Below are 23,005 nucleotides of genomic sequence, written 5' to 3'. Positions count from 1 at the left end.
TATTGCCACTTGCCTAATAGTACCTTTTCGTAGTACATCTATACTAGATAAATACAGGAATTAGTTGCCTAAAAACATTTGCGGGCAAGTATTCCTGAAAATAAGTCGTTAATTTTCAGTGTTAGTCTGTGGGTAGAAGTGCGATGATTTGGTCAACGAACTGTTGATGGTCAACAACTGGCTTAGAAATGTAGCCATCAGCACCGCTTTGCTTGAGAAAGTTCTCGCGATCGCCTTCCATAGCATGGGCTGTCACCAGAATCACAGGTAAGTTTGCTGTTTTTGGATCGGATTTTAACATTTGTGTAATCTTAATTCCATCAACAGACTTGCCTTGGTAAACACTTCTGGACAAAGAAACATCCATCAAAATCAGGTCGGCTTCTCCTGATTGGGCAATTTTGATGACTTCTTCGACATTTTCAGTGTGTTTTACACCCAAGCCACCACGCTTGGACAAAATTTTGGAAAAAACACGAGCATTAATTAGATCGTCTTCGACAATTAAAACAGTTTTCATGAGAATTTTAGTTATAGAGGTGAGGAGATTCAAGAATTCCAGAATACAAAATTAAAGATTTGCAATCATGGTAAGTATCATGGCTACTAAGTTTATGTAGATTATACTCGTGTGCATCCTTTTTAATAGTCAATGTGCATCTTCGTCATCAAGGATGATACTACTGCTTTTTCTTCTGTGACTATCAAAATTTTGTTATGAATCTCATTTCATCCGTTATGCTGTGGTTGCCGCAGTGTTGAGTTCCATCGGCTTTTGTGTAGTTAAATTTCAGGGAAAAAACTCATGGCAAAACAGTTAAACCTTCTCTCAACGGGACAGGTAATTCCAACAGCCCTGCACACCGAGATGCAACGGTCTTATCTAGAATATGCCATGAGCGTGATTGTCGGGCGAGCGCTACCAGACGTGCGTGATGGCTTAAAACCAGTGCATCGGCGCATTTTGTATGCAATGCACGAACTCGGTTTAGTACCAGATAGACCCTATCGAAAATGTGCCCGTGTAGTGGGTGATGTGTTGGGTAAATACCATCCCCACGGCGACCAATCAGTTTACGATGCTTTAGTTAGGCTGGTGCAGGATTTTTCTAGCCGCTATCCCTTGCTGGCAGGACACGGTAACTTTGGCAGCGTCGATAATGACCCGCCAGCGGCGATGCGTTACACAGAAACGCGCCTCGCACCCATCAGCCATGAGGGAATGCTCACAGAAATTGGTGAAGAAACTGTGGAATTTGTCGGTAACTTCGATAATTCCCAGCAAGAACCAACGGTGTTACCTGCTCAGTTGCCGTTTCTGTTACTCAATGGCTGTTCTGGTATTGCCGTGGGAATGGCGACAAATGTACCACCCCACAATTTGGGGGAAGTTGTCGATGGGTTAATTGCTTTAATCGACAACCCAGATTTGCCAGATGAAAAATTATTTGAGCTAATTCCAGGGCCAGATTTTCCCACTGGTGGGGAAATAGTTGGTGAAGCGGGAATTCGGGAAGCGTATACCACTGGTAAAGGTGGAATTCTGCTACGGGGAGTCGCAACTCTAGAAGAAATTCCAGCCGCTAGGGGAAACAAGCGCCGGACGGCAATTATCATTACAGAATTGCCTTATCAAGTGAATAAGGCTGCCTGGATTGAGAAGGTAGCGGACTTAGTAAATCAAGGACGCTTGCAAGGAATTTCCGATCTTCGAGATGAGAGCGATCGCGAAGGTATGCGGGTGGTAATTGAACTCAAACGCGATACCAATCCCCAAGAAGTTCTCCAGAATTTATATCACCAAACTGCTTTACAAATGACTTTTGGGGCGATTCTGCTGGCAATAGTGGATGGACAACCCCGCCAGTTAAGTTTGCGTCAACTGTTGCAGGAGTTTTTGAGATTCCGAGAAGAAACGCTGAACCGTCGCTACAATTACGAGTTGGGTAAGGCCCAAAGTCGCGTGCATTTGGTAGAAGGTTTGCTGAAAGCGCTGTCTAATTTGGATGAGGTAATTCAAATTTTGCGCCAAGCTCCCGATGGGAGTACGGCAAAAATTAACCTTTGTAGCCGACTGGATTTGAGTGAGGTACAAGGAGATGCAATTCTAGCTATGCCGTTGCGTCGCCTCACTAGTTTAGAACAGCAAAATTTGCAGCAGGAATTTGAGCAGATCAGCGAACAAATTAGTTTATTGGAGCAATTACTCAACGATCGCCGCGAATTATTGAAGGCGCTGAAAAAAGATTTGCGATCGCTCAAGCGCAAGTACAGCGATCCCCGACGCACGAAAATTGCAGAGGAGCAAAAGTCTAGGGCAGAGGAGCAGAGGGGCAGAGGCGCAGAGGAGGAGGAACTTAAATCTTCTGAACCAGTAGAGGAAGCTATTTTAGAATTTACTCAACGAGGTTATGTTCGCCGCACCCAGCCATCTGGGAGAAAGTCAAAAGCTGAAAATGGTCTACACGATCATGACTTCATTATCCAAACTGTGTTGACCGACACAGGGAAAGACTTGCTAATACTAACTGGTGGTGGCAAAGTGTATCCGGTGAATGTGGGAGAAATTCCCCCAACGACTGGGCGTTCTCCACGGGGAAAACCTTTGATCGCTATGCTCAGTAGTACTGCTCAAGGCACTCAAGAAGCTGTGGTCAGCCGCTTTTTACTGCCGGAAAACCTCGAAACTAGGCAGATGATTCTCCTAACAAAACAGGGAAGAATTAAGCGTCTGTCTTTGGGAGAATTCACTAACCTGACTCGGCGCGGAATCACAATTTTGAAGCTCAAAGATGATGATGAATTGTCATTCACCCAGTTCACCGCTCCAGGGGAGCATCTGATTTTAGCTAGTTCCGGTGGGCGAATGTTGCGCTTTGCAGTTAATGATGAACAATTGCCGGTCATGGGACGCACAGCAATGGGTTTACAAGCATTTCGACTATTGAGAAATCAGCAAATGGTTGGCTGTGTCACTGTCGGTAAAGACGACCAACTGCTGCTAGTTACTCAAGAAGGATATGCCAAGCGGATGGCTGCGAGTCAGTTAAGAGCGGCTAATCGCGGTGATTTAGGCACGCAAGCGCTGAAATTTGCTAGCAAAACTGACAACTTAGCTGGTATGGTGATGGCAATCGCATCTGGCGAGATAGCTTTAGTAACGAATAAGGAGCGGGTAGTACGCATACCTGTGGAAACAGTGCCGCTTTTAGGTAGGGATGTCAAAGGTGAAAGCATCCTCCAACTCAACCGCGATGAAAAAATCATCACCGTGGCGGAAGTGCGATCGTAAATTAAGGTGATGTTCAACTTGCGACAAGCCAACTTGCAGGATTTAGAGGCGCTAATCCAACTGCGTCTCGAACTCCTGCGGGAAGCTGGCGATATTAAAGGTGACTCTGACACCACAAACCTAGCAGAAGCAACTCGAAAATATCTTGGCGAAAAAATACCGACGGGTGAGTTTTTAGCTTGGGTAGCTGAAGTGAATAACCAAATTGTTGCCACTAGCGGCTTGGTTTTTTTTCAACGACCCCCTTACAACGGCAATTTCTCAGGCTTAGAAGGCTACATTATGAACGTTTATACAATTCCGATGTGGCGAGGACAGGGAATTGCAACAGCATTATTAAAGGAAATTATCAGCTTTGTGAGAGCAACTGAGGCAAAACGCCTCTGGCTTCACGCCACTGAGGATGGTAAACATATCTACGAGAAGCTTGGTTTTGTCTCGACTGCAAAAGAAATGGAAATTGTCTGATACTAACTTAAATTATCAAGAATTTTTTTATTTTAAAAGGCAAAATATGTTAAAAAAATAAGCAATTTAACTAAAATAGTTGATAATTATTGTCAATAGATGATATTGTCGATCGAGCCAAAAGTTTAAATGACATATCTTTTACATCAGTAAATCTCACTGAAGGCTGATGTTTTAATACGTACAAATAGCTATTTATATTTATGTCAAGTACTGGAAACAAAAATATAAAAAATGTTGCCTTTATGAAAATATTTGTTATATTAGTTTACATAAGGCAATAAAGCTTAAAAATTGGATTTGGAGTTCTAACCATGACAAATGCAACTACAACAAAAGTCACTACTCCCATAATTGAAGATCGCAACGCTTGGCGTTGGGGCTTTACCCCACAAGCAGAAATTTGGAACGGTCGCTTGGCAATGATTGGCTTTTTAGCAGCCGTTTTGGTTGAGCTTTTTTCTGGTCAAGGATTTCTACATTTTTGGGGCATCCTATAATAAGTTTTAATATTTAAGATGACCTATAAATAAAAAAACCTGGAGTGCTTAATTCACTACCAGGTTTTTTATTTGTTTTGTCATTTGTTAGTTGTCATTTGTCATTTGTTTATTCACTAATGACCAATGACCAATGACTAATGACTAATTACTACCGAATATACTCTTTGAGAACGCTGTTACGATTTGGATGGCGTAACTTGCGGAGTGCTTTCGCCTCAATTTGACGAATCCGTTCGCGGGTGACGTTGAAAATCTGTCCGATTTCCTCAAGGGTCTTCATCCGACCATCATCCAAACCGTAACGCAGTCTGAGAACGTCGCGTTCGCGTGGGCTGAGACTGTCGAGGACTTTTTCAAGGTCTTCGCGCAGAAGATTTTTGGAAACTTGGTCTTCTGGTGTCTCACCATCGGATTCAATAAAATCGCCCAACCGAGAATCTTCTTCTTTACCAATTGGCGTTTCTAATGAAATTGGTAACTGGGCAGATTTCGCAATAAACCGCAACTTCTCAATGGTCATTTCCATACGAGTGGCGATTTCTTCTTCGGTGGGTTTGCGACCCATTTCTTGAGATAGTAACTTGGTAGTTTTCTTAATCCGAGAAATGGTTTCGTAAAGGTGAACTGGAAGCCGAATTGTGCGGGATTGATCTGCGATCGCGCGGGTAATTGCTTGACGAATCCACCATGTAGCGTATGTAGAAAACTTATAACCTTTTTCGTGGTCAAACTTTTCAGCGGCACGAATCAAACCGAGACTGCCTTCCTGAATTAAGTCCTGGAACGACAAACCACGATTCATGTATTTCTTAGCAATTGAAACTACAAGACGGAGGTTAGATTGCACCATCTTGTCTTTCGCCCGACGACCAACATGGAGGCGATAACGAAAGGCTGGTAGTGGCAGTTGTACTGCTTCTGCCCATTCACTATCTCGAGGATCGCGATCTAATTGCTCCGAGAGTCTTTCGCGTACTCTCTCTAATTCCAGCAAATCGGCTATTTTCCGCGCCAATTCAATTTCTTCGTCTGCCCGCAACAGACGAATTCTACCAATTTCTTGCAAGTAAAGCCGAATTGAATCTTCTGTATAGTGCTTTTTCTTGCTTTGTGTCCGACGACGCGATTTAGCGGCTTTTCCAGACTTTGCGTCGTCCTCATCAGACTGAGGCTCTAAAAATTCCTCGTCACCTTCATCTACGATCAGCAAGTCCTCTTCATCGTCTATTAAGAGTTCTTCTAACTCGAGCTCAGGCTGATTCATTATTTCTAGGTCAGGCTGATATATGCTTTCGAGTACGTTGTTAGCCTGGTTCATGCCGCGTTCCTCATGCTCCTTGCAGAATCAATTACTCAAGATGTGTTTACTGCTCTTTTAAACGAGCCAATTGCCAACCGAAAATAAGCTTTTTGGCAGATTTGCCAGAGATATTTTCGGAAGTTTTAGACCTCCGGTAGGAGGGTTTTTACTTTAGTTTAAGCAACTACTAAAGGTGACTTGCTCACTTTAGTAAATGTTATATGTGTTGCTATCACATATTGCTTTAAACTAACTGGTCAAAAGAAAGACTCGCCTTTATCAAAAAATTTACCACTCTATACAAATGAGTTCATACTGTTGGCAGATTTTTGTATAAAGACTCTTCCGATTGTAGCCTGTTTCACAGAAATTGCACTCTTTTTGTGTATTAATCATGAATTCATTAAGCAACTTTTAGCTACTTTCACCAAAAAGACATTGAAAACGGGATTTATACCCGGAAATTTTTTCTCTACTTTTCGGAATTGCAGTGACGCTCTTATTACATTACGAAGTAAGTACGCTTGCTTATGCCGAATTTCATGTATTTTACACAACATTAATTACTGAGAAAGAGTGAATTATATGTTAACTCAGACTATTCCTCTTAACCTAACCATTTTTACATTTCCTTCATAAATTAAGCATCCCTTAGACTAAAACGGGTATTGTCCTTGGGTAAATACAACAACGGTGGTGTTTGCCTGAAAGCAGTTAACCTTTTGCGTACTAACTACCTTAACTGAGGAGTTGAGGCGGTGGCAGAATCGATGCGATCGCAGATCGATTTAGGTTTACTAATTTGGTCTTATTCACACGTTAGCGCACTGTGGTGATTTCAGCCCTATGAAACTTGACAAACTTTTTTTATTGTATACAAGGATATTTTAATCAATTCAAAAACAATTTGTCCTGCGAACTTGCCAATCTTGTCTTACTCTTAGGCAAAAGTACATTAGATACATACAAGACGATCGCGATCGCCACAGCACTACATGAAGATATTAACAAGTTTTCAGCCTTATGTTGTGTACTTCCAACAGCTATTACCTCGAACACAGAGAACCCAGCAGATTACCTGATGATTTAGTTACAAAAAATTTTTACGTAAATGATTGTAAATTTAAATACTTTTATTTCAGTAATTTTCTGTCATCTGATGATGAGAAATCCTCAAAATACTTATCAATTGCTGTTGGATAGATGATATTTAGTTATTTCCTTAAAGCATAACAAATGTGTTTCTAGCTAGTGGTTCAAATTAATCAGCGAGTCAGAGCAAAGAGTATTATCTGGACTAACTTTTCAATAAAGTTGGTAGTTTTGCTAACAATCGAGCATTGATTGTTTTGACAATATTGACAATTGGTAAATTATATGATTTCGCAAGCAAAAAAATGAAACTTATGTAGTTTTTGTAGTAAACCCTATCACTTGTATGACAAGTCAACTTAATTTTTTTTATTGATTATTAGAGATTAATTCAAAATCACAATGGCTTTCAAAGTTGAAAACTGGAGACTATGAACTTTGCAGAATTAGCGTGGTGTTGGGGTGGTGTTTAGACTTGCAGGAAAATTAGGTGGCACAAGTACCCGATCGACTACATGAACGATGCCGTTGCTAGCTGGGATGTCTGGCTGAGTCACCTTAGCGTTGTTGACTGTGATTGAGTTGCTGGCACGATCGACTGCGATTTTAACTGGACTACCCTCAACTGTTTTAACTTCTCCAGATGTCAATTGCTGCGAGGTAATTCCTCCAGGTATGAGGTGGTAGGACAGAAGCTTGACTAATTGTTGTTTGTTTGCTGGTTGTAAGAGTTGGTCTAGAGTAGCTTTTGGTAAAGCAGAGAAAGCAGCGTCAGTAGGTGCAAATACTGTATAAGGGCCTGGTGTCGCCAATTGTTCAGTTAATCCGGCAGCTTGCACTGCTTGGATAAGAGTTTTAAACTGTCCTTGACTAGCTGCTGACTTTGCCAATTCTGCTAAATTTTGGGTGGCAATAGTAGGAGTAGGAGTTGGCGTGACGGGCAAGACAGTTGTTGAAGGGACAGTTGCTGTAGGAGTTTCTACAACAGGTTGAGCGCAGGCAGACAGAGCAACTAAGCTACCGATGCCAATAATATTGAACAATGTTCCTACTATGCTTTTGCTCACTTTCATAGCTTTGTGTAGAATCCAGTTAATAAGGAATTATTAACAATAGTTAATGAATTTGTAAATATAGTCACTCATCTAACGACATAATTTGTAGTGGGAAAAATATTAATCCGAATTTTCTCTAAAATACATAATTTGTCATCAACCAAAAGAGGTAGTTTTTATAAGATTTTGGATATAAAGTCTTTACTAAAATACGTGAGTTCGACGAGTGCTATTTTGATCTCTCCCCCAGTCCCTCTCCTACGTCCCTTGCGCTGTGTTGCAGCAATGTCAAGCAATACTTGAAAGCTAAAAATCCCCGATTTCTTTGAGAAATCGGGGATCTTGTTTTTTACGAATGATTTCGGACTGCTGGTATTTAGATATCTAGATCGGTGAAGTTGAGTTTAGAGCCATAGGTTTCGATAAATTCTCGTCTGGGTGCGACCCGATCGCCCATTAAAATTGTGAAGATGCGATCGGCTTCGGCGGCATCTTCAATTTCGACTTGCTTCATTTTACGAGTTTCTGGGTTCATGGTGGTGTCCCAGAGTTGTTGTGGCATCATTTCACCCAAACCTTTGAAGCGTTGGATGGTATAGTTGGCGTTAGCCGGAAATTTGGCGATCGCTTGATTTTTTTCGCGATCGCTATAGCAGTACTCATGATTACGTCCCCGTTCTACTTTATACAATGGGGGACAAGCAATATAAATAAAGCCTTGTTCGATCAGCGATCGTTGATATCGATAGAAGAATGTTAACAACAAAGTCCGAATGTGCGCTCCATCTACGTCAGCATCAGTCATGATGACTATCCGGTGATAGCGCAGTTGGGTGGAATCGAATTCATCACCTTTGACACCTAAACCGAGGGCTGTAATTAACGCTTGAACTTCGTTATTTTTATAAATTTTAGCGTCGTCGGTTTTTTCAATGTTGAGAATTTTACCACGTAGAGGCAAGATAGCTTGAGTACGGCGATCGCGTCCTTGTTTTGCACTCCCACCGGCTGAGTCCCCTTCCACGATGAATATCTCAGATTCGCTAGGGTCGCGAGAACTACAATCTGCCAATTTACCAGGTAATGGTGAAGATTCCAGCACCGATTTGCGCCGAACTAATTCCCGTGCATGACGCGCGGCTTCTGCGGCTTTGAAAGCTTGGATAGCTTTATCTAAAATAGCATCAGCAATGCTGGGATGAAATTCTAGATACTCGGTAAGGACTTCTCCTACCAAAGAATCGACAATTCCCCGTACTTCGGTGTTACCGAGTTTAGTCTTGGTTTGTCCTTCAAATTCGGGATCGGGGACTTTCACGGAAATTACCGCAGTCAAACCTTCGCGGACGTGTTCGCCACTGAGGTTAGGTTCATTCTCTTTAATTTTATTGCGCTTGCGGGCGATCGCATTTAATGTCCGAGTCAGAACTGCTTTTAACCCTTCTAAGTGCGTACCACCATCCACCGTGCGAATATTGTTAGCAAAACCTAGTACATTATCTGTGTAAGCATCAGTACACCATTGCAAAGAAACTTCTACTTGTACGTTGTTGCGTTCTCCCTGCACATAGATAATTTCTTCATGCAGCGGTTGCTTCTCGCGGTTCATGTACGCAATATACTCTTTGATCCCACCCTTGTACTCGTAGGTTTCTACCTTGGCTGTATCGCTTTTTAGTAGTTCTAAACGGTGGTCAGTAAAAGTAATTTTGACACCTGCATTCAGATACGCCAATTCCCGTAGGCGACCTGATAAAGTGATGTAATCAAACTCAATGCTAGTAGTGAATATTTGGACATCCGGCTTAAAAGTAACAGAAGTTCCAGTTCTAGCTTCTTTGTAAGGCTTGACTTGCAGTTCACTAACTGGGACACCACGTTCATAGCGCTGAAGATGAACCTTTTTATCTCGCCAAACCGTAACTTCTACAACTTCAGATAAGGCATTAACAACAGAAATACCAACCCCGTGCAATCCTCCCGAAACTTTGTAACCACCACCGCCAAACTTACCACCAGCGTGCAGTACCGTCATTACGGTTTCCAAAGCCGATTTCCCGGTACGCGAGTGAGTATCTACGGGAATACCGCGACCATCATCTGTTACAGTCACCGAACCATCAGCGTTGATATCCACTTCTATATGAGTGCAATGACCCGCCAAAGCCTCATCGATTGAATTGTCCACCACCTCGTAAACTAAATGGTGGAGTCCTCGCGGCCCAGTGGTACCGATGTACATTCCTGGTCTTTTGCGGACGGCTTCCAGACCTTCCAGAACTTGAATCTGATCGGCACTGTAACTGCTCGTCATGTAAACTCTCCTGATGCGTGGGTTTAAAATCGCCGAAAGGCAAATAAAAGTAAAAACACTCCAAAATTGTAACACAAAAGCCTTGCTGGCGTCTGTAGGGCATTTTCAAGAGAAGTTTATACTGGGGTTGCAGTACCGTGCAATAGGGCAAGGGAGGCAGAGGGGCTGGGGGAGCAGGGGGAGAAGAACTATTAATTATTGTCTAATGCCCAATGCCCAATGCCCAATGCCCAATGCCCAATGCCCAATGCCCCATAAAAAATGACAAATGACAAATGACAAATGACTAAATTAATTGTGATTTGTGGAGCGACGGCAACAGGTAAATCGAGTTTAGCCTTGGCTTTGGCGATGCGTTTGGGTTCTGTAATTCTGAGTGCTGATTCTCGTCAAGTTTACCGTGAGTTTGATATTGGGACAGCTAAACCAACTGTAGCTGAACAAAAATTGGTGCCGCACTATTTAATAGATATCTGCAATCCAGCAGGTATGATGACAGTATCAGACTATCAGCAGCAAGCACAAGCTTTAATTGCTTCTGTTGGTGTTACACCACTGTTCCTAGTTGGTGGCACTGGTTTATATATACGTTCGATTGTCCAAGGGATGAAAATTCCGAGAGTTGCACCACAAATGGAATTGCGATCGCAGCTTGAATCTCTCGGTCAACCACAACTCTACGCCATGTTACAACAAGTTGACCCCGTTGCAGCACAAAAGATTCATGGTAATGATTTAGTGCGAACTTTAAGAGCATTAGAGGTATATTATGTTACTGGATATCCAATTTCAGAACAGCAAGGGGAGAATCCGCCCAATTATCCGATTTTGCAAATTGGTTTAGATTGCGATGTTGAAAAGTTGCTTGCTCGTATTCAACAGCGTACTGAGCAAATGATAGCAAATGGTTTGGTTGCTGAGGTGGAGTATCTTTGTCAAAAATATGGCGCTGATTTGTCTTTGTTGAATACTTTGGGCTATCAAGAAATCAAGCAATATTTGGCTGGGGATATTTCTTTAGATGAAGCGAAAGAATTAACAATTTTGCATACACGACAATTTGCCAAGCGACAACGCACTTGGTTTCGAGCTTATCCACAAATTCAATGGTTTGATTCAAATGCTCCTGATTTATTAGAGAACGTTTGGCATCGTATTAATGAGTTTATAATTCGCACAAGTTAGTGAGAATTTTTTGGCCCATGCAAAGACGCAAAAATATTTGCGTCTTTACAGTGAGTGTTCTACAGATTGTCGGGATCTACGCCCATAGCCCGTAGCCTATCTGCTAGCAATTGGGTGCGTTGTTCTGCTTGTTCGGCGCGTTGTCGTTCTTGTTCGGCACGTTGTTGTTCCTGTTCGGCCCGTTCATCTCCAGTCGATAAAACATTACCATCTTGGTAGCACCAGCGTAACCAAGTATCTTGTCTATCTTCAAATTTACCTTCCCACAAAGTTACACCTAAACCAACTTGTTCTAACCAATTTTCTGAAGTTTCAAAGTAGCGCCTTCCTCTAAGTTCATAAACACGCAGGATTTTTTCTCCTAATTGCTGATTTTGGTCATATACGATGTAGTAGCTAGCCCGCATTTGTTCATAAATTTTCAGCTTTTTCCCAAGTTCATCACCTTCTTTATTAGAGACAATTTCAATCACGACTTCTGGAGGTTTGCCAAAACGCCAAACCATATAACAGCGATTTTGTTTTTCCCACCAATCTTGATATAATTGCACATCAAAGCTAAGAAAAACATCGGGGACAATTGCGGGTTGTTCATCTGTATGGTAAATACCGACATTAGCTGCTGCTAAAAAACTTTACTGCTGTAAAGAACTGTAAAGAGAACTAATTAAAAGGCGTTTCTGTTTGGAAGTAGCAAAATTATCTAAAGTTTCATCTTCAGTGACTAGCTGGTTGGCATCTGGCACATAGTAATCATCATCATTGATTAAAACTTGCTGAACCATGATTTTATCCAGTATTTGAGAGCGTTATTTCTAGGTTAATTGATTTTTTAGGTTAGTTGATTAATGAAAGATAGAGGTTGTGGCAATATAGAGGTTTCCTTGCCGTACTTGTTTGTTTAGTAAGACATTAAATAACTTTCATGGCAAAATATATGTCGAAGGTTATCGTCGTAAGGATGGGACTGAAGTAAAAGGATATTGGAGAGATAAATAAGACAGACAAATTGGTGTTCCTGAATAAAATGGAGAACCCATATTGTATCTATAGTTCAATCATGCGACCGCACTTACTTTTAATCAAATGCAATCGCAATCTCAGCCTATAGAATCTGTGTTTTTACTCCCATAACCTTTGAACTGGATATGCATCAAAGACTGTATCTATACTTAACAAAGGCATCTTTTGAGCTATTGCCTGAGCAATTAAAATTCGGTCGAAAGGGTCGCGGTGATGGCTTAGTAAAGCTTTTAAAGCATAGATATGAGTCAATTCAATAGGTAATATTTGTAAATTATTCACTCGCTGTTGAGTTTCGATAAAATTAGGAAGCGACGAGCTTAAATTTAGCTTACCAAGCTGAGATTTTATTTGTAATTCCCAAACAGTAGCTATGCTAACTACCCAAAAATTGTTAGTATCTATTAATAAGTTTTTAACTCTTTCAGATAGTTTTTCTGGATTTCCTGCTGACCAAATAATTACATGAGTGTCTAATAACAGTTTCATCCCTTACTTTCACCTAACCAAAATTCATCAGGTAAAGGATCATTAAAATCATCACTTATCCAAATCTTACCTTGGTTTAAACCTAGTACCCGTTTCTGTGGTGGTTGTTGGGGTTGAGCATATTTTTGTGCTAAAAAGTCAACAAAATCTAACACCTGTTGTTGCTGTTCGGGTGCTAGGGTTTGCACCTTTGCAATTAATTTTGAGGTGGAATCTAAAACTTGGTAAGTCATTTCACACTTTCCTGTTAAATGTCTGACTCTATGTTACTGTAGCTCCACAATTAACAGAATATCTAAATTCTACCATCATTCAATGCATTCCTTAAGAGACATGGCACCTTCCGTACTCAAATTATGCGATCGCACTTACGCACTTTTGACTGCTATTCTTGCAACAATAGTAATTACAGCTATACTAACCAGCCTGCAACATCTACCTTGAACTTTAAAAAACTATGCTTACCCAAGATAAAAAACAACGCAACTGGAAACCCATTCTCAAAGCATTTGAGGCTGTCCTTGGCAAAAATGGTGTGGTGCAACGCCGCGAAGAACTCATTACCTATGAATGCGATGGTTTAACTGGTTATCGCCAACGTCCGGCTGTGGTGGTTTTACCCAGAACTACAGAACAAGTTGCCCAAGTGGTGAAGATATGCAACCAATATTCTATACCCTTCATCGCACGCGGTTCTGGCACTGGTCTATCTGGCGGCGCTTTACCAGTAGAAGATTCTATTTTAATTGTTACCTCATTAATGCGGCAAATCCTCAGCATTGATTTAGAAAATCAACGGACAGTTGTACAACCAGGAGTGATTAATAGTTGGGTAACACAAGCTGTTAGTGGTGCTGGATTTTACTACGCTCCTGACCCTTCTAGTCAAATTATCTGCTCTATTGGGGGCAATATTGCCGAAAATTCTGGTGGCGTACATTGTCTCAAATACGGTGTTACTACTAACCACGTTTTAGGATTAAAAATTGTCACACCAGAAGGGGAAATTATCGATTTAGGCGGACAAATTCCAGAAATGCCTGGTTATGATTTAACAGGTGTGTTTGTTGGTTCCGAAGGCACTTTAGGAATTGCTACAGAAATTACTTTGCGAATTCTTAAAAGTGCAGAATCAATTTGTGTGCTTTTGGCAGATTTTACCAGTATTGAAGCTGCCGGGGCAACTGTTTCTGACATCATCAGTGCCGGGATTATTCCTGGTGGTATGGAAATGATGGATAACTTCAGCATCAATGCAGTTGAAGATGTTGTCGCAACTAATTGTTATCCCCGCGATGCTACTGCTATTTTGCTAATAGAAATTGACGGTTTAGAAGTGGAAGTCGCAGGGAATAAGCAGCGAGTTACCGAAATTTGTAAAAAAAATGGGGCACGGAATGTCACTTCTGCTACTGACCCAGAAACCCGATTGAAATTATGGAAAGGACGTAAAGCAGCTTTTGCTGCGGCGGGGCATTTAAGTCCAGATTATTATGTACAAGATGGTGTAATTCCCAGGACTCAGTTGCCTTATGTTTTGCATGAAATTGAGGCATTAAGTAAACAATATGGTTATCGGGTTGCTAATGTATTTCATGCTGGGGATGGCAATCTTCATCCGCTAATTCTTTATGATAATTCTGTGTCTGGTGCATTAGAGCAAGTAGAAGAAATGGGTGGGAAAATTCTTACCCTTTGTGTTCAAGTCGGTGGTAGTATTTCTGGTGAACATGGCATCGGTGCAGAGAAAAGGTGCTATATGCCAAAGATGTTTAGCCAAGTTGATTTAGAAACTATGCAATGGGTGCGACAAGTTTTTAATCCTAAAGGTTTAGCAAATCCTGAAAAGATATTCCCCACACCACGAACTTGTGGAGAAGCAGCAAATGCATCGGCACTCAAGCAATTTGAAGGTGTGGAAAGATTTTAAGAAGAAAGAATTCAGGAGTCAGAATTCAGGAGTTTGGAGTTTGGAGTCATAAGTTATTAGGTTTGGGTATCGTTAAGTATATTCATAACCAAAACTGGTTCCGTATTATTTCAACTATTGTGACTCCTTACTTCTGAATTCTGAATCATCATTTCTTTACATCATCCGGAGGATTACAACTTTATTTTGTAGTTATATATATTCCGATCGCACTAGGTCACGCTTACAAATGAATCGGGTTGTTCGCCGTTGTGTTGCTTACTTGCTGTGTTTGGGATTAGTAGTCGCTTTAACAGGTTTTTTACCCTCTTCACTGCCAGTTTATTCCCAAAAAACCAGTCCTTTAACTACAGAAATTCGCGGCGTTTGGCTGACTAATGTTGCTAGTGGTGTACTATTTGTCCCTTGGGGTATTAACCGTGCCATAAATCAATTATCGACTCTCAACTTTAATACGATTTATCCTGTAGTTTGGAACCGAGGACATACTTTTTATAAGAGTACTGTAGCCAAAATAACTACAGGTTCAGAAACTCAACCTTTGCTTAACTTCATGCACGGTGGACAGGATGTTTTAGCAAAGATAGTTACACTTGCCAAAAATAAAGATTTGAGAGTCATTCCCTGGTTTGAATACGGGTTCATGACGCCGCATTATTCACAATTAGCAAGGCGTTATCCTGACTGGTTGACAATTGGGCAAGAAGGTATAAATTCTATTCGAGATGCCCCACCAGAAGAAATCGATAATCTTTTAATAACTAAACAAGCTTGGTTGAATCCCTTACATCCACAAGTACAAGAGTTTATCCAAGGGTTAATTTTAGAAGTAGTCAGGGATTATGATGTGGATGGTATTCAGCTTGACGACCATTTTGGGATGCCTGTACAGTTCGGTTACGATCGCTTCACTATTGAACTCTACCAGCAAGAACATCAAGGTAAAAGTCCCCCTACCGACCCTTTTAACCCAGAATGGATGCGGTGGCGGGCAGACAAAATTACCGATTTCATGGCAGAAATCTATCAAGCTGTCAAAGCAGTTAAGCCCAAAATCAAAATATCTCTGTCTCCCAACTATCAAGCTTTTGCTTATAAATACTATTTGCAAGATTGGGAAAATTGGATAAAAAAAGGTTTAGTTCATGAGTTGATTTTGCAGGTGTATCGAAATGATAAAAAGTCTTTTATCGCTCAACTAGAACTTCCATCTATAAAATTGGCTCAAAGTCTAATTCCTGTAGGTATTGGGATATCAACAGGAACGGTAGGTAATCCGGTGAAAATGGCACAAGTTAGAGAACAGGTTCAGGTAGTGCGCGATCGCAATTTTGATGGTATCTCCTTTTTCTACTGGGAGAGTCTGTGGGGTTACATCGTACCGGAATCACCCCAACAGCGACGCAAAGGTTTTTTTGAGATGTTTAATGCAAAAACTGTCAGACTATTACAAACAAAGAAACTTTGATGCCATTCGCGCCTAATAATACTAGATTTGGCTTTACGTTGCTGTGGACTTTAGCTACTTTTGGCGGATTTTTATTGAGTTTACTCTTTATTGAAGTCGGCGAAAAGCCAGATATTGGGGTGGTAGAGGCGGCTATTGGCGGATTTGCGATCGCACTTCCTCAAGGTTGTCTTCTCAAAGAACCTGTCTATTGTGTCAGGTGGATTTTGTCAAGTCTTTTGGGTTGGAGTATTATTACTGCGATCGGTATTGGTGCTGTGGGTTGGATTGTACCTAGCACTCAGATTCTTCCCCTGAGAATTTTGTCAGGGGCGGTTTATGGGGCATTTGGCGGCTTGGGGATTGGATTAGCACAATGGTTAGCAATTCCCCAGCCTTTAGCTTGGCGATGGATATTCGTCTCTGCGGCAAGTTGGGCGGTTGCTGTCCCCGTGGGTTCTGCTGTCGGGACGATCTGGCGTCACTTAACCCAGTTATTTTTAGGTGAAGTCATCGGATTAGGCATTACTTGGCTGCTAGTTGGTATCCTCACAGGAATCAATGCTCACAAATTGCGATTATTATAAGTTGCCACAGACGCGAGCGATCGCATTTTTATTAAGAATTATAAACTTAATTGATATATATTTAGGTTTGCACTTAGATATATGCAACAATCTTAAAAAACTGTTAAAAATAAATTGCAGTAAATTTGCCCTCACCTGCAAATGTATTTTCACCTTCAAAAAGCAGGATTTTGTTAAGCTGACTCCTATTAGCTTTCCTAGATTTCTGATAAGAAGTAGAGAAAGATCAAAATTTCGATGAGCAACGGCTGACAATACTTTGCTATAGGCGCTAAAGTGCATCTACTGCAAGCTTAACGACAAGAGAGCGCCTAGAAGAGTCAGTAATACAAGAGTGGGACTCTCGCATGAATATAAATCCAGTGGAATCAACTATGGAGTTGACAAAATTATCACCACCTCAAATTCTTTTCGGCACAGAAGTAGATGAAAAAAGTAGTAGCGAGCAGTTTCTACTAAGCATGTACGATTCTGTACAGGCATCAATATTTGTAGTTGATGTTTTGGAGGATGGAGATTTCCGATATGTGGCACTTAATCCCACTCATGAACGGTGGATAGGGATTCGCTCAGACGATCTTCGCGGCAAAAAACCAGAGGATATTCTCTCTGCTATTGATGCTGCAAAGGTGCGTCAACATTATGCTGACTGCGTGCAATTCGGCACAACTATTTCTTACGAACAATGTTTGCAATTTCAGGGAGTTCCCACTTGGTGGAGTACGACTCTCACGCCACTAAAAGATGCTAACTCCAAGGTTTATCGATTGATTGGTACTAGTAGCAATATTACTTCTGTAAAGCAAGCAGAACAAGCAGTTGGACTTCAGGGTGAACGAGAGCAACTGCTAGAAGCGATCGCTGGACGGATTCACCAATCTGTAGAATTAGAGACAATTCTGCATCAGACTACAATTGAACTGCGGCAATTTTTGAATTGCGATCGCGTGTTGATTTATTGCTTCGAGACTGATGGTAGTGGAGTAATCATTGCCGAATCAACTGTAGCTACCAGCGATCCCCTATTGGGCAAAAACATCACCGATCCCTGCTTCAGTGGCAAACATCCAGAACACTACAGACAAGGTTGCATTCAAGTTGTCGAAGATATTTATGCAGCCGGCTTGCATCCTTGCCATATAGATTTCCTGACATCTTTGCAGATCAGAGCCAATCTCGTCGTGCCAATTTTCCAAGAGCAAGATATGTGGGGGCTATTGATTGCCCAGCATTGCCACCAATCGCGTCAATGGCAGCAAACGGAAACTGACTTGACTCTTCAGTTGGCAACTCAAATCGGCGTTGCAGTCCAACAGGCACAACTTCATCAGCAACTCCAGGATCTCAAAGCCAAGATGGAGTTACAAAAGCAAAAGCACATCAGTCAGTTGCAGCAGGTGCGAAACTTTGAAGCCTTGGTGCGACGGATGACAGAACAAATCCGCGACAGTCTGGATCAAACTCAGGTATTGCAGACACTTACCCAGGAATTAGCAAAGTTACTAAACCTTGAGCGTTGCCAAATTGAACTCTACAGTACCTGTCAAACTCTAGTTACTATTGCTTACGAATACAGTATTAATTTGCCCCAATGTCAAGGATTAACTAAACAGATTGCAGATTATCTTGAAGTTTATCAGCCGCTGTTGCAAAAACAACCATTGCAATTTTTGGAAATTGTGTCGGAATGGCAACCAAAGTTGCTAGTTATGTCCCAGATGGCTTGCCCAATTTTCGATACTCAAGGGATTTTAGGAAATATTTGGCTGACAAGACGATCGCAAGAGGCTTTTGACGAATTTGAAATTGAGCTAATGCAACAGGTAGCAAATGAATGTGCGATCGCCATTCGTCAAGCCCAGCTTTACCAACAAAACCAGGCACAGGTAAAAGAACTAGAAAAATGCGATCGGCTCAAAAACCAATTTCTCAGAACCTTATCCCAAGAACTGCGCACACCAATAACCAGCATCAGCCTTGCAGTCCAAACTCTCGAAAGTGTCCTCACACCAGCAGAAATATCAGAGATAGAAATAGTGCCGCAACTCTTGCAGATTCTGCATAACGAGTGTGGGCGAGAAAGCAAGTTAATTAACGACTTACTCACACTCACATATCTCGAAGCCGAACCCGATCCCCCAACCTTGATTGCCATTGACTTTCAAAGCTGGCTTCATCCCATTATCGAGTCTTTTCGAGACCTCACCAACTGCCAGCGACAGCAGTTAAACCTGACTGTCGATCGGGCGCTGCCGCCTTTAGAGACAGATATCACTGATTTGGAGCGGATTGTCACCGAACTGCTCAACCATGCCTGCAAATACACCCCTGCCGGGGAAGCGATCGCAGTCTCTGCTCAGTTGATCGGGGATGCAGTCGAGCTTAATATTACCAATTCGGGAATAGAGCTTACCAGCAACGAACTCTCGCGGATTTTTGAACCTTTTTATCACCTTTCCAAACACGATCCTTGGAAACATAGCGGCACGGGGCTGGAATTGGCATTAGTGCAGAAAATGGTCAGACATTTAGGCGGCTCAATTTATGTAGAGAGTGCAGCAGGTCAAACCACCTTCACCGTCAAATTTCCCCTTTAATTCGTTTTTTGGACATAGCACTGGCAAATCTGTTAGAAGTTTGCTATCATGGTTTTTCGTGCGGGTGACTAGCTCAACGGTAGAGCAGTAGACTCTTAATCTATTGGTTGCGGGTTCAAATCCCTCGTCACCCACTCTCTTCAGCCTTTGAAAATTTACCCTTGCCTAAATGAATCTTGCGTCAATCTCTGAAATCCCCTATTTTTGAGGATAAATTAAGGCTTTGACTAATTTAAATAAAAACCCTCTTGCCTCCTAGCATTCCAGTGGACACGCTCACTTTGCCTACTGGACGCTTAAAATGTGAGAGTTTAGCACGCGTAGGCGATCGCTTTTTATAATTAGGCTTTAAGATTATTGGATTTTTGGCCCGATGTACCCAATGATAATTTTATCTGGCCCTAATTCTTCAGAAAAATGAAGCCGCCAAGCCCCTGCACCAGTCATTCTTAAGTGCAAACTGAAGATACGATGTACATCATCAGGACACTTAAATGTTAGTTTCAGCTTTAATTTTTGAAGTCTAGAGTCACTTTCTGGAGTTGCTTTGCTAGGAATCAGGTCTAAATCACAAGCTCCATCTGTCCAAGTTTTACAGTAGTTTTCTAGTTCAAACAACTTGTTTACAACCTGCCTGAGCATTGGAGTTCTACAATAAAGGTTTTGGATCTGTTTGCTGACATTTTCGCAAAACTCCAGATTGGGAAATAATTCCTTTCTCCGATTCCAAAGATCCTCACCGTCAATAACTCCGGTACGAATACGTTTTTGTATCCACTGCGCGTGTTCCTGCACATGGTTGCTACGACTAACATGAATAATCTCTACAATGTAATCAATTACCTCTCCATCTTCATCAATTCGTCTGGCTGCGAGTTCTAGGTGGCTTAAATCCCAGCATTCTTCAAAAAGCAAGCTAACTGCGATCGCATCAAGCATATAAGCAATACCAAGTCCAATTGCAGTTTCTCCCTGATGCCAAAATTCAGACAAGCCAGCATTATTTTCAATCTCTTGAATATCTGAATTTGCAATATTAGTTGAGAAAGGACTTCCTGTTGCTAGAGTTCTAATAAAACCTCGTTCAACTTGATCTACTTCCGGATCATTAAGCCAACGACGTAAAGGATAGTCAGGTGCAAGTATAGTTGTATGAAAGTTATCTTTAGTGCGAAGATAGACTTTCACACCCTGAGCTTTGACAGCCTTTATAGTGTTAATGAAGTTCGACATCCATTGTCGCGCTGTTTGCTTATCAGAGGTAGGATTTTGCAGAGAAAGTTCATTTAATACTAGGTCAATCTCCACGATCTACTCTCCAGCAGGTTCTAACAAAACATCCAAACTTTTTTCCCACTCATCAAAGAATCCATCAGGCCATCGATCAATTCTGCCATTCCGATCAATGCGTGGTGAAACTACTTTTGTCAAAGATTGTCCTTGTTTTTCTTGTTGCTGAAAGTAATGCAACTGGACATAATGCGGGGGAATAATGCCACCATGAACCGCAAGACGAATCCCGTTTAAAACATGATCGCTATGAGTTTCTATCACAACCTGAATATCACAACTAGCTGCTAGTGCTAATAGTTCTCCCATTTTGGCTTGTCCTCTAGGGTGAAGATGAGCCTCTGGGTTTTCAACTAGGATTAGTGTATTCTGAGGAGATGAAAGTATAGCTACAATAATTGATAAAGTGTAGGTAATTCCAAAACCAACGTTGGTTGCACGGTAACGATTACTATCTCCATAAAAATATTTAATAGTTACCAAACCCATCGCTGAGTTAGCTTCTATTTCGATACGTATACCAGGACTTACCTCTCTCATCCATGCTTCCACTTGATCTATCAGATTCATTGACTTTGCTTGTGGATAGCTGAGATTTGGTATGGGTATTGCTTCACGTCCATAAATATAGAGGAAATGCGCTGTATATTCTCCTCTAGTACCAATTTGTCTAAGTCTTCGGACTTGATAATCAGATATTTCATTAAATGAACGTGGGCCTATTCGTTCCGCTTGAAGGTAGTGAAAATATTTGCTAAAAATATATGATTGACGGATTTCAGATTCATTTGGTTCTGAAATTACATTTAAAACATCTTCTTCTTTCTTATCTGGGTTGTAATTAAAATCCCATATACCTTCATACTTTTCCCAGATAATCTCAAAGCTTATATGGTTATCTTTTGCACCCTCATAAAGGGCATCTTGTGCTGTACCAATACTGACTAATTCACCATTTAGCGCCAAGCCAGTTTTTGGCAATAAATCCTGTTGATAAGATTGGCGTAGTAATAGTAGTGATTGAAGCACAGAAGATTTTCCAGTGCTGTTAAGTCCAGAGATTAGTGTTAAAGGTCTAAATTCAAGCAACTGATCTTCAAATTTTTTGAAGTTAATTAGACGAAGATAACGAATCATAAAAGTACTTCCTGAATTATTTTACCAATAATCTCAAATCTATACTCAACTTTTTTAGCAGCTTGGGATATAGATGCAAGAAATTCTTTATCATTATCTATATATTGAATAAAAATCTCAATTATTTTCTGTTTGTATTGCTTTAAAATTTGTATTTCTTTATCGTTTAGTTGACTAAAATATATTGACCAAGTTTCAAATAAAGATTTATTTAATGGAAACTTCCTATTATTTTTATAAGAGATTTTCCGAAAAGCCTTTTCTTCAAAAATATCATAAGCAGCCAGCATTGCTTTTTTAAATTTTTCCTTGATATTTATTAATTCAGAATCAGTTAAATTATTTATTTTAGATAAAGCTTCACTTAAAAATACATCCCTAGTGTTTTCTTTATAATCTTTATATGAAGTAAGCATAAATGCAAGATAACCAACTATAAACTCTCGGTCATCCATACGCTTTTTTTTAGATTCACTAAGTGTAATTACTTTTATAAATTCTGAAGAATTTGCAAGTTCTCGCAAGAATTTATTGGCTTTACCTGGGTTTAGAGCATGACGCAGTTCTTGATTTGAAAGCCCTACACCTCCAGTATTAATCCTTTTGAAGATATTATATTTGACTTCTGTAGGAGTCCCTTTTTCAATTAAATAGACTGTAGGTTGAGTTTCTAGGATTCGCCGTTGATATCTTAGTTCTAGTTCATCATAAGTTTTACCATTAAGATTTGTGAGGTATTCTAGTCCACTTAGCTTAAGTCTATCTTTACTTTTATCACTAACAAAGTGCTTTAAAGCAGATAGACGTTGTAAACCATCAACAACTACCCATTTATCATCATTAGTAGCATCTATATAAAAAGCTGGTAATGGAATCCGAATCAGAAGAGACTCAATTAGTTTACTTTTAGCATCTAGATTCCATATATTTGCTTGACGTTGGAAATCAGGTGCTAAATCAAGTGCTGCTTCATCAATTCGTCTTAATAATTGCTCAATAGTTGGTTGTCTTGTAGTAATATTAATTTTATCAGGATCATATTGAAAAGTAACTTTATCATATTGTTCCTCATCATTATTTTCTTCTTCTAAAGTTTCTTCATCAGCTAATTCTGCATTGTAGTTACTCAAATCTGTCACAGCGCTTACTCCTTAGTATTAACAATTGTTTGTTCACTCAGTTATTAGTGATGCTTGGTGTTACTACATGAGCAAATGGGGCTTTTTAACTGGCGTATTTCAATCCTACTATCTTGCCAAATGACAGATAGACAAAAAGATTTCGCGCCTTTAGGTA

The 23,005-nt window shown here is 40.7% G+C and carries 18 protein-coding genes, 1 tRNA gene and 1 pseudogene; 10 read left to right on the top strand and 10 right to left on the bottom strand.

Going from position 1 to position 23,005, the window contains the following annotated elements:
• Positions 1-121: 121 nt before the first annotated feature.
• Entirely contained in the window at positions 122-520 is a 399-nt protein-coding gene (locus tag RMZ95_RS14830) for a response regulator (protein ID WP_069073372.1), read from the bottom strand.
• 285 nt (positions 521-805) lie between these two features.
• Here RMZ95_RS14830 and gyrA point away from each other — a divergent pair, with 285 nt between their 5' ends.
• The 3 genes from gyrA to RMZ95_RS14815 all read left to right on the top strand — a co-directional run bounded on the left by gyrA (position 806) and on the right by RMZ95_RS14815 (position 4,260).
• Complete coding sequence (gyrA, locus tag RMZ95_RS14825; RefSeq protein WP_322682579.1) at positions 806-3,292, top strand: DNA gyrase subunit A; 2,487 nt, start codon at positions 806-808, stop codon at positions 3,290-3,292.
• A 9-nt stretch (positions 3,293-3,301) separates the two neighbouring features.
• Entirely contained in the window at positions 3,302-3,760 is a 459-nt protein-coding gene (locus RMZ95_RS14820; protein ID WP_322682580.1) for a GNAT family N-acetyltransferase, read from the top strand.
• Between the two features lie 314 nt (positions 3,761-4,074).
• Complete coding sequence (locus tag RMZ95_RS14815; RefSeq protein ID WP_322669477.1) at positions 4,075-4,260, top strand: chlorophyll a/b-binding protein; 186 nt, start codon at positions 4,075-4,077, stop codon at positions 4,258-4,260.
• A 151-nt stretch (positions 4,261-4,411) separates the two neighbouring features.
• Here the strand turns inward: RMZ95_RS14815 and rpoD are convergent, their stop codons facing one another.
• Complete coding sequence (gene rpoD / locus RMZ95_RS14810; RefSeq protein WP_322669476.1) at positions 4,412-5,581, bottom strand: RNA polymerase sigma factor RpoD; 1,170 nt, start codon at positions 5,579-5,581, stop codon at positions 4,412-4,414.
• A gap of 889 nt (positions 5,582-6,470) precedes the next feature.
• On the opposite strand from rpoD, the gene RMZ95_RS14805 reads away from it, so the two are divergent.
• Positions 6,471-6,653, top strand: coding sequence for a hypothetical protein (locus tag RMZ95_RS14805; RefSeq protein WP_322682581.1), 183 nt, complete (start codon positions 6,471-6,473; stop codon positions 6,651-6,653).
• Between the two features lie 448 nt (positions 6,654-7,101).
• Here RMZ95_RS14805 and RMZ95_RS14800 read toward each other — a convergent pair whose 3' ends face one another.
• Together RMZ95_RS14800 and gyrB are read right to left on the bottom strand one after the other, a co-directional pair.
• Entirely contained in the window at positions 7,102-7,728 is a 627-nt protein-coding gene (locus RMZ95_RS14800) for a fasciclin domain-containing protein (RefSeq protein WP_322669474.1), read from the bottom strand.
• Between the two features lie 358 nt (positions 7,729-8,086).
• Complete coding sequence (gene gyrB / locus RMZ95_RS14795) at positions 8,087-10,024, bottom strand: DNA topoisomerase (ATP-hydrolyzing) subunit B (protein WP_322682582.1); 1,938 nt, start codon at positions 10,022-10,024, stop codon at positions 8,087-8,089.
• A 282-nt stretch (positions 10,025-10,306) separates the two neighbouring features.
• On the opposite strand from gyrB, the gene miaA reads away from it, so the two are divergent.
• On the top strand, positions 10,307-11,209 hold the full coding sequence (gene miaA, locus RMZ95_RS14790; protein WP_322682583.1) for a tRNA (adenosine(37)-N6)-dimethylallyltransferase MiaA: 903 nt from the start codon (positions 10,307-10,309) through the stop codon (positions 11,207-11,209).
• A gap of 59 nt (positions 11,210-11,268) precedes the next feature.
• Here the strand turns inward: miaA and RMZ95_RS14785 are convergent.
• The 3 genes and pseudogenes from RMZ95_RS14785 to RMZ95_RS14775 form a co-directional block, all read right to left on the bottom strand.
• A pseudogene (locus RMZ95_RS14785) lies at positions 11,269-11,994 on the bottom strand (Uma2 family endonuclease).
• Between the two features lie 337 nt (positions 11,995-12,331).
• The gene (locus RMZ95_RS14780) at positions 12,332-12,721 is read right to left on the bottom strand and encodes a type II toxin-antitoxin system VapC family toxin (RefSeq protein WP_322682584.1); all 390 of its coding nucleotides are present in this window, start codon (positions 12,719-12,721) and stop codon (positions 12,332-12,334) included.
• Positions 12,718-12,954 carry a DUF2281 domain-containing protein gene (locus RMZ95_RS14775; RefSeq protein ID WP_322682585.1) on the bottom strand — a complete coding sequence of 79 codons (237 nt, stop codon included), beginning with the start codon at positions 12,952-12,954 and terminating at the stop codon, positions 12,718-12,720. The genes RMZ95_RS14780 and RMZ95_RS14775 overlap by 4 nt, the downstream gene beginning before the upstream one ends.
• A 224-nt stretch (positions 12,955-13,178) precedes the next feature.
• On the opposite strand from RMZ95_RS14775, the gene glcD reads away from it, so the two are divergent.
• The 5 genes from glcD (at position 13,179) to RMZ95_RS14750 (ending at position 19,416) form a co-directional block, all read left to right on the top strand.
• Positions 13,179-14,651 carry a glycolate oxidase subunit GlcD gene (glcD, locus tag RMZ95_RS14770; protein WP_322682586.1) on the top strand — a complete coding sequence of 491 codons (1,473 nt, stop codon included), beginning with the start codon at positions 13,179-13,181 and terminating at the stop codon, positions 14,649-14,651.
• 229 nt (positions 14,652-14,880) lie between these two features.
• Positions 14,881-16,119: a glycoside hydrolase family 10 protein gene (locus RMZ95_RS14765; protein WP_322682587.1), complete on the top strand. Its 1,239-nt coding sequence runs from the start codon at positions 14,881-14,883 to the stop codon at positions 16,117-16,119.
• Positions 16,119-16,685, top strand: a complete 567-nt coding sequence (locus RMZ95_RS14760) for a hypothetical protein (RefSeq protein ID WP_322682588.1) — start codon at positions 16,119-16,121, stop codon at positions 16,683-16,685. Before RMZ95_RS14765 ends, RMZ95_RS14760 begins: the two co-directional genes overlap by 1 nt.
• A 347-nt stretch (positions 16,686-17,032) precedes the next feature.
• Positions 17,033-19,282: a GAF domain-containing protein gene (locus tag RMZ95_RS14755; RefSeq protein WP_322682589.1), complete on the top strand. Its 2,250-nt coding sequence runs from the start codon at positions 17,033-17,035 to the stop codon at positions 19,280-19,282.
• A 62-nt stretch (positions 19,283-19,344) separates the two neighbouring features.
• Positions 19,345-19,416: transfer RNA gene (locus RMZ95_RS14750), tRNA-Lys, on the top strand.
• A gap of 220 nt (positions 19,417-19,636) precedes the next feature.
• On the opposite strand, the gene RMZ95_RS14745 is transcribed toward RMZ95_RS14750, so the two are convergent.
• Genes RMZ95_RS14745 through RMZ95_RS14735 form a run of 3 tightly spaced genes read right to left on the bottom strand, consistent with a single transcriptional unit; the run spans position 19,637 to position 22,848 of the window.
• A complete protein-coding gene (locus RMZ95_RS14745) occupies positions 19,637-20,590 on the bottom strand; it encodes a hypothetical protein (protein ID WP_322682590.1) in 954 nt (317 codons plus the stop codon).
• A 3-nt stretch (positions 20,591-20,593) separates the two neighbouring features.
• Positions 20,594-21,709, bottom strand: a complete 1,116-nt coding sequence (locus tag RMZ95_RS14740; protein WP_322682591.1) for an AAA family ATPase — start codon at positions 21,707-21,709, stop codon at positions 20,594-20,596.
• Complete coding sequence (locus RMZ95_RS14735; protein WP_322682592.1) at positions 21,706-22,848, bottom strand: DUF262 domain-containing protein; 1,143 nt, start codon at positions 22,846-22,848, stop codon at positions 21,706-21,708. Before RMZ95_RS14735 ends, RMZ95_RS14740 begins: the two co-directional genes overlap by 4 nt.
• Between the last annotated feature and the right edge of the window lie 157 nt (positions 22,849-23,005).

This window comes from Nostoc sp. DedQUE07, from assembly GCF_034530975.2.
Lineage (GTDB): Bacteria > Cyanobacteriota > Cyanobacteriia > Cyanobacteriales > Nostocaceae > Nostoc.
The sequence above is the reverse complement of the archived record's forward strand: the minus strand, read 5'-3'. Positions and strand labels throughout refer to the sequence as shown.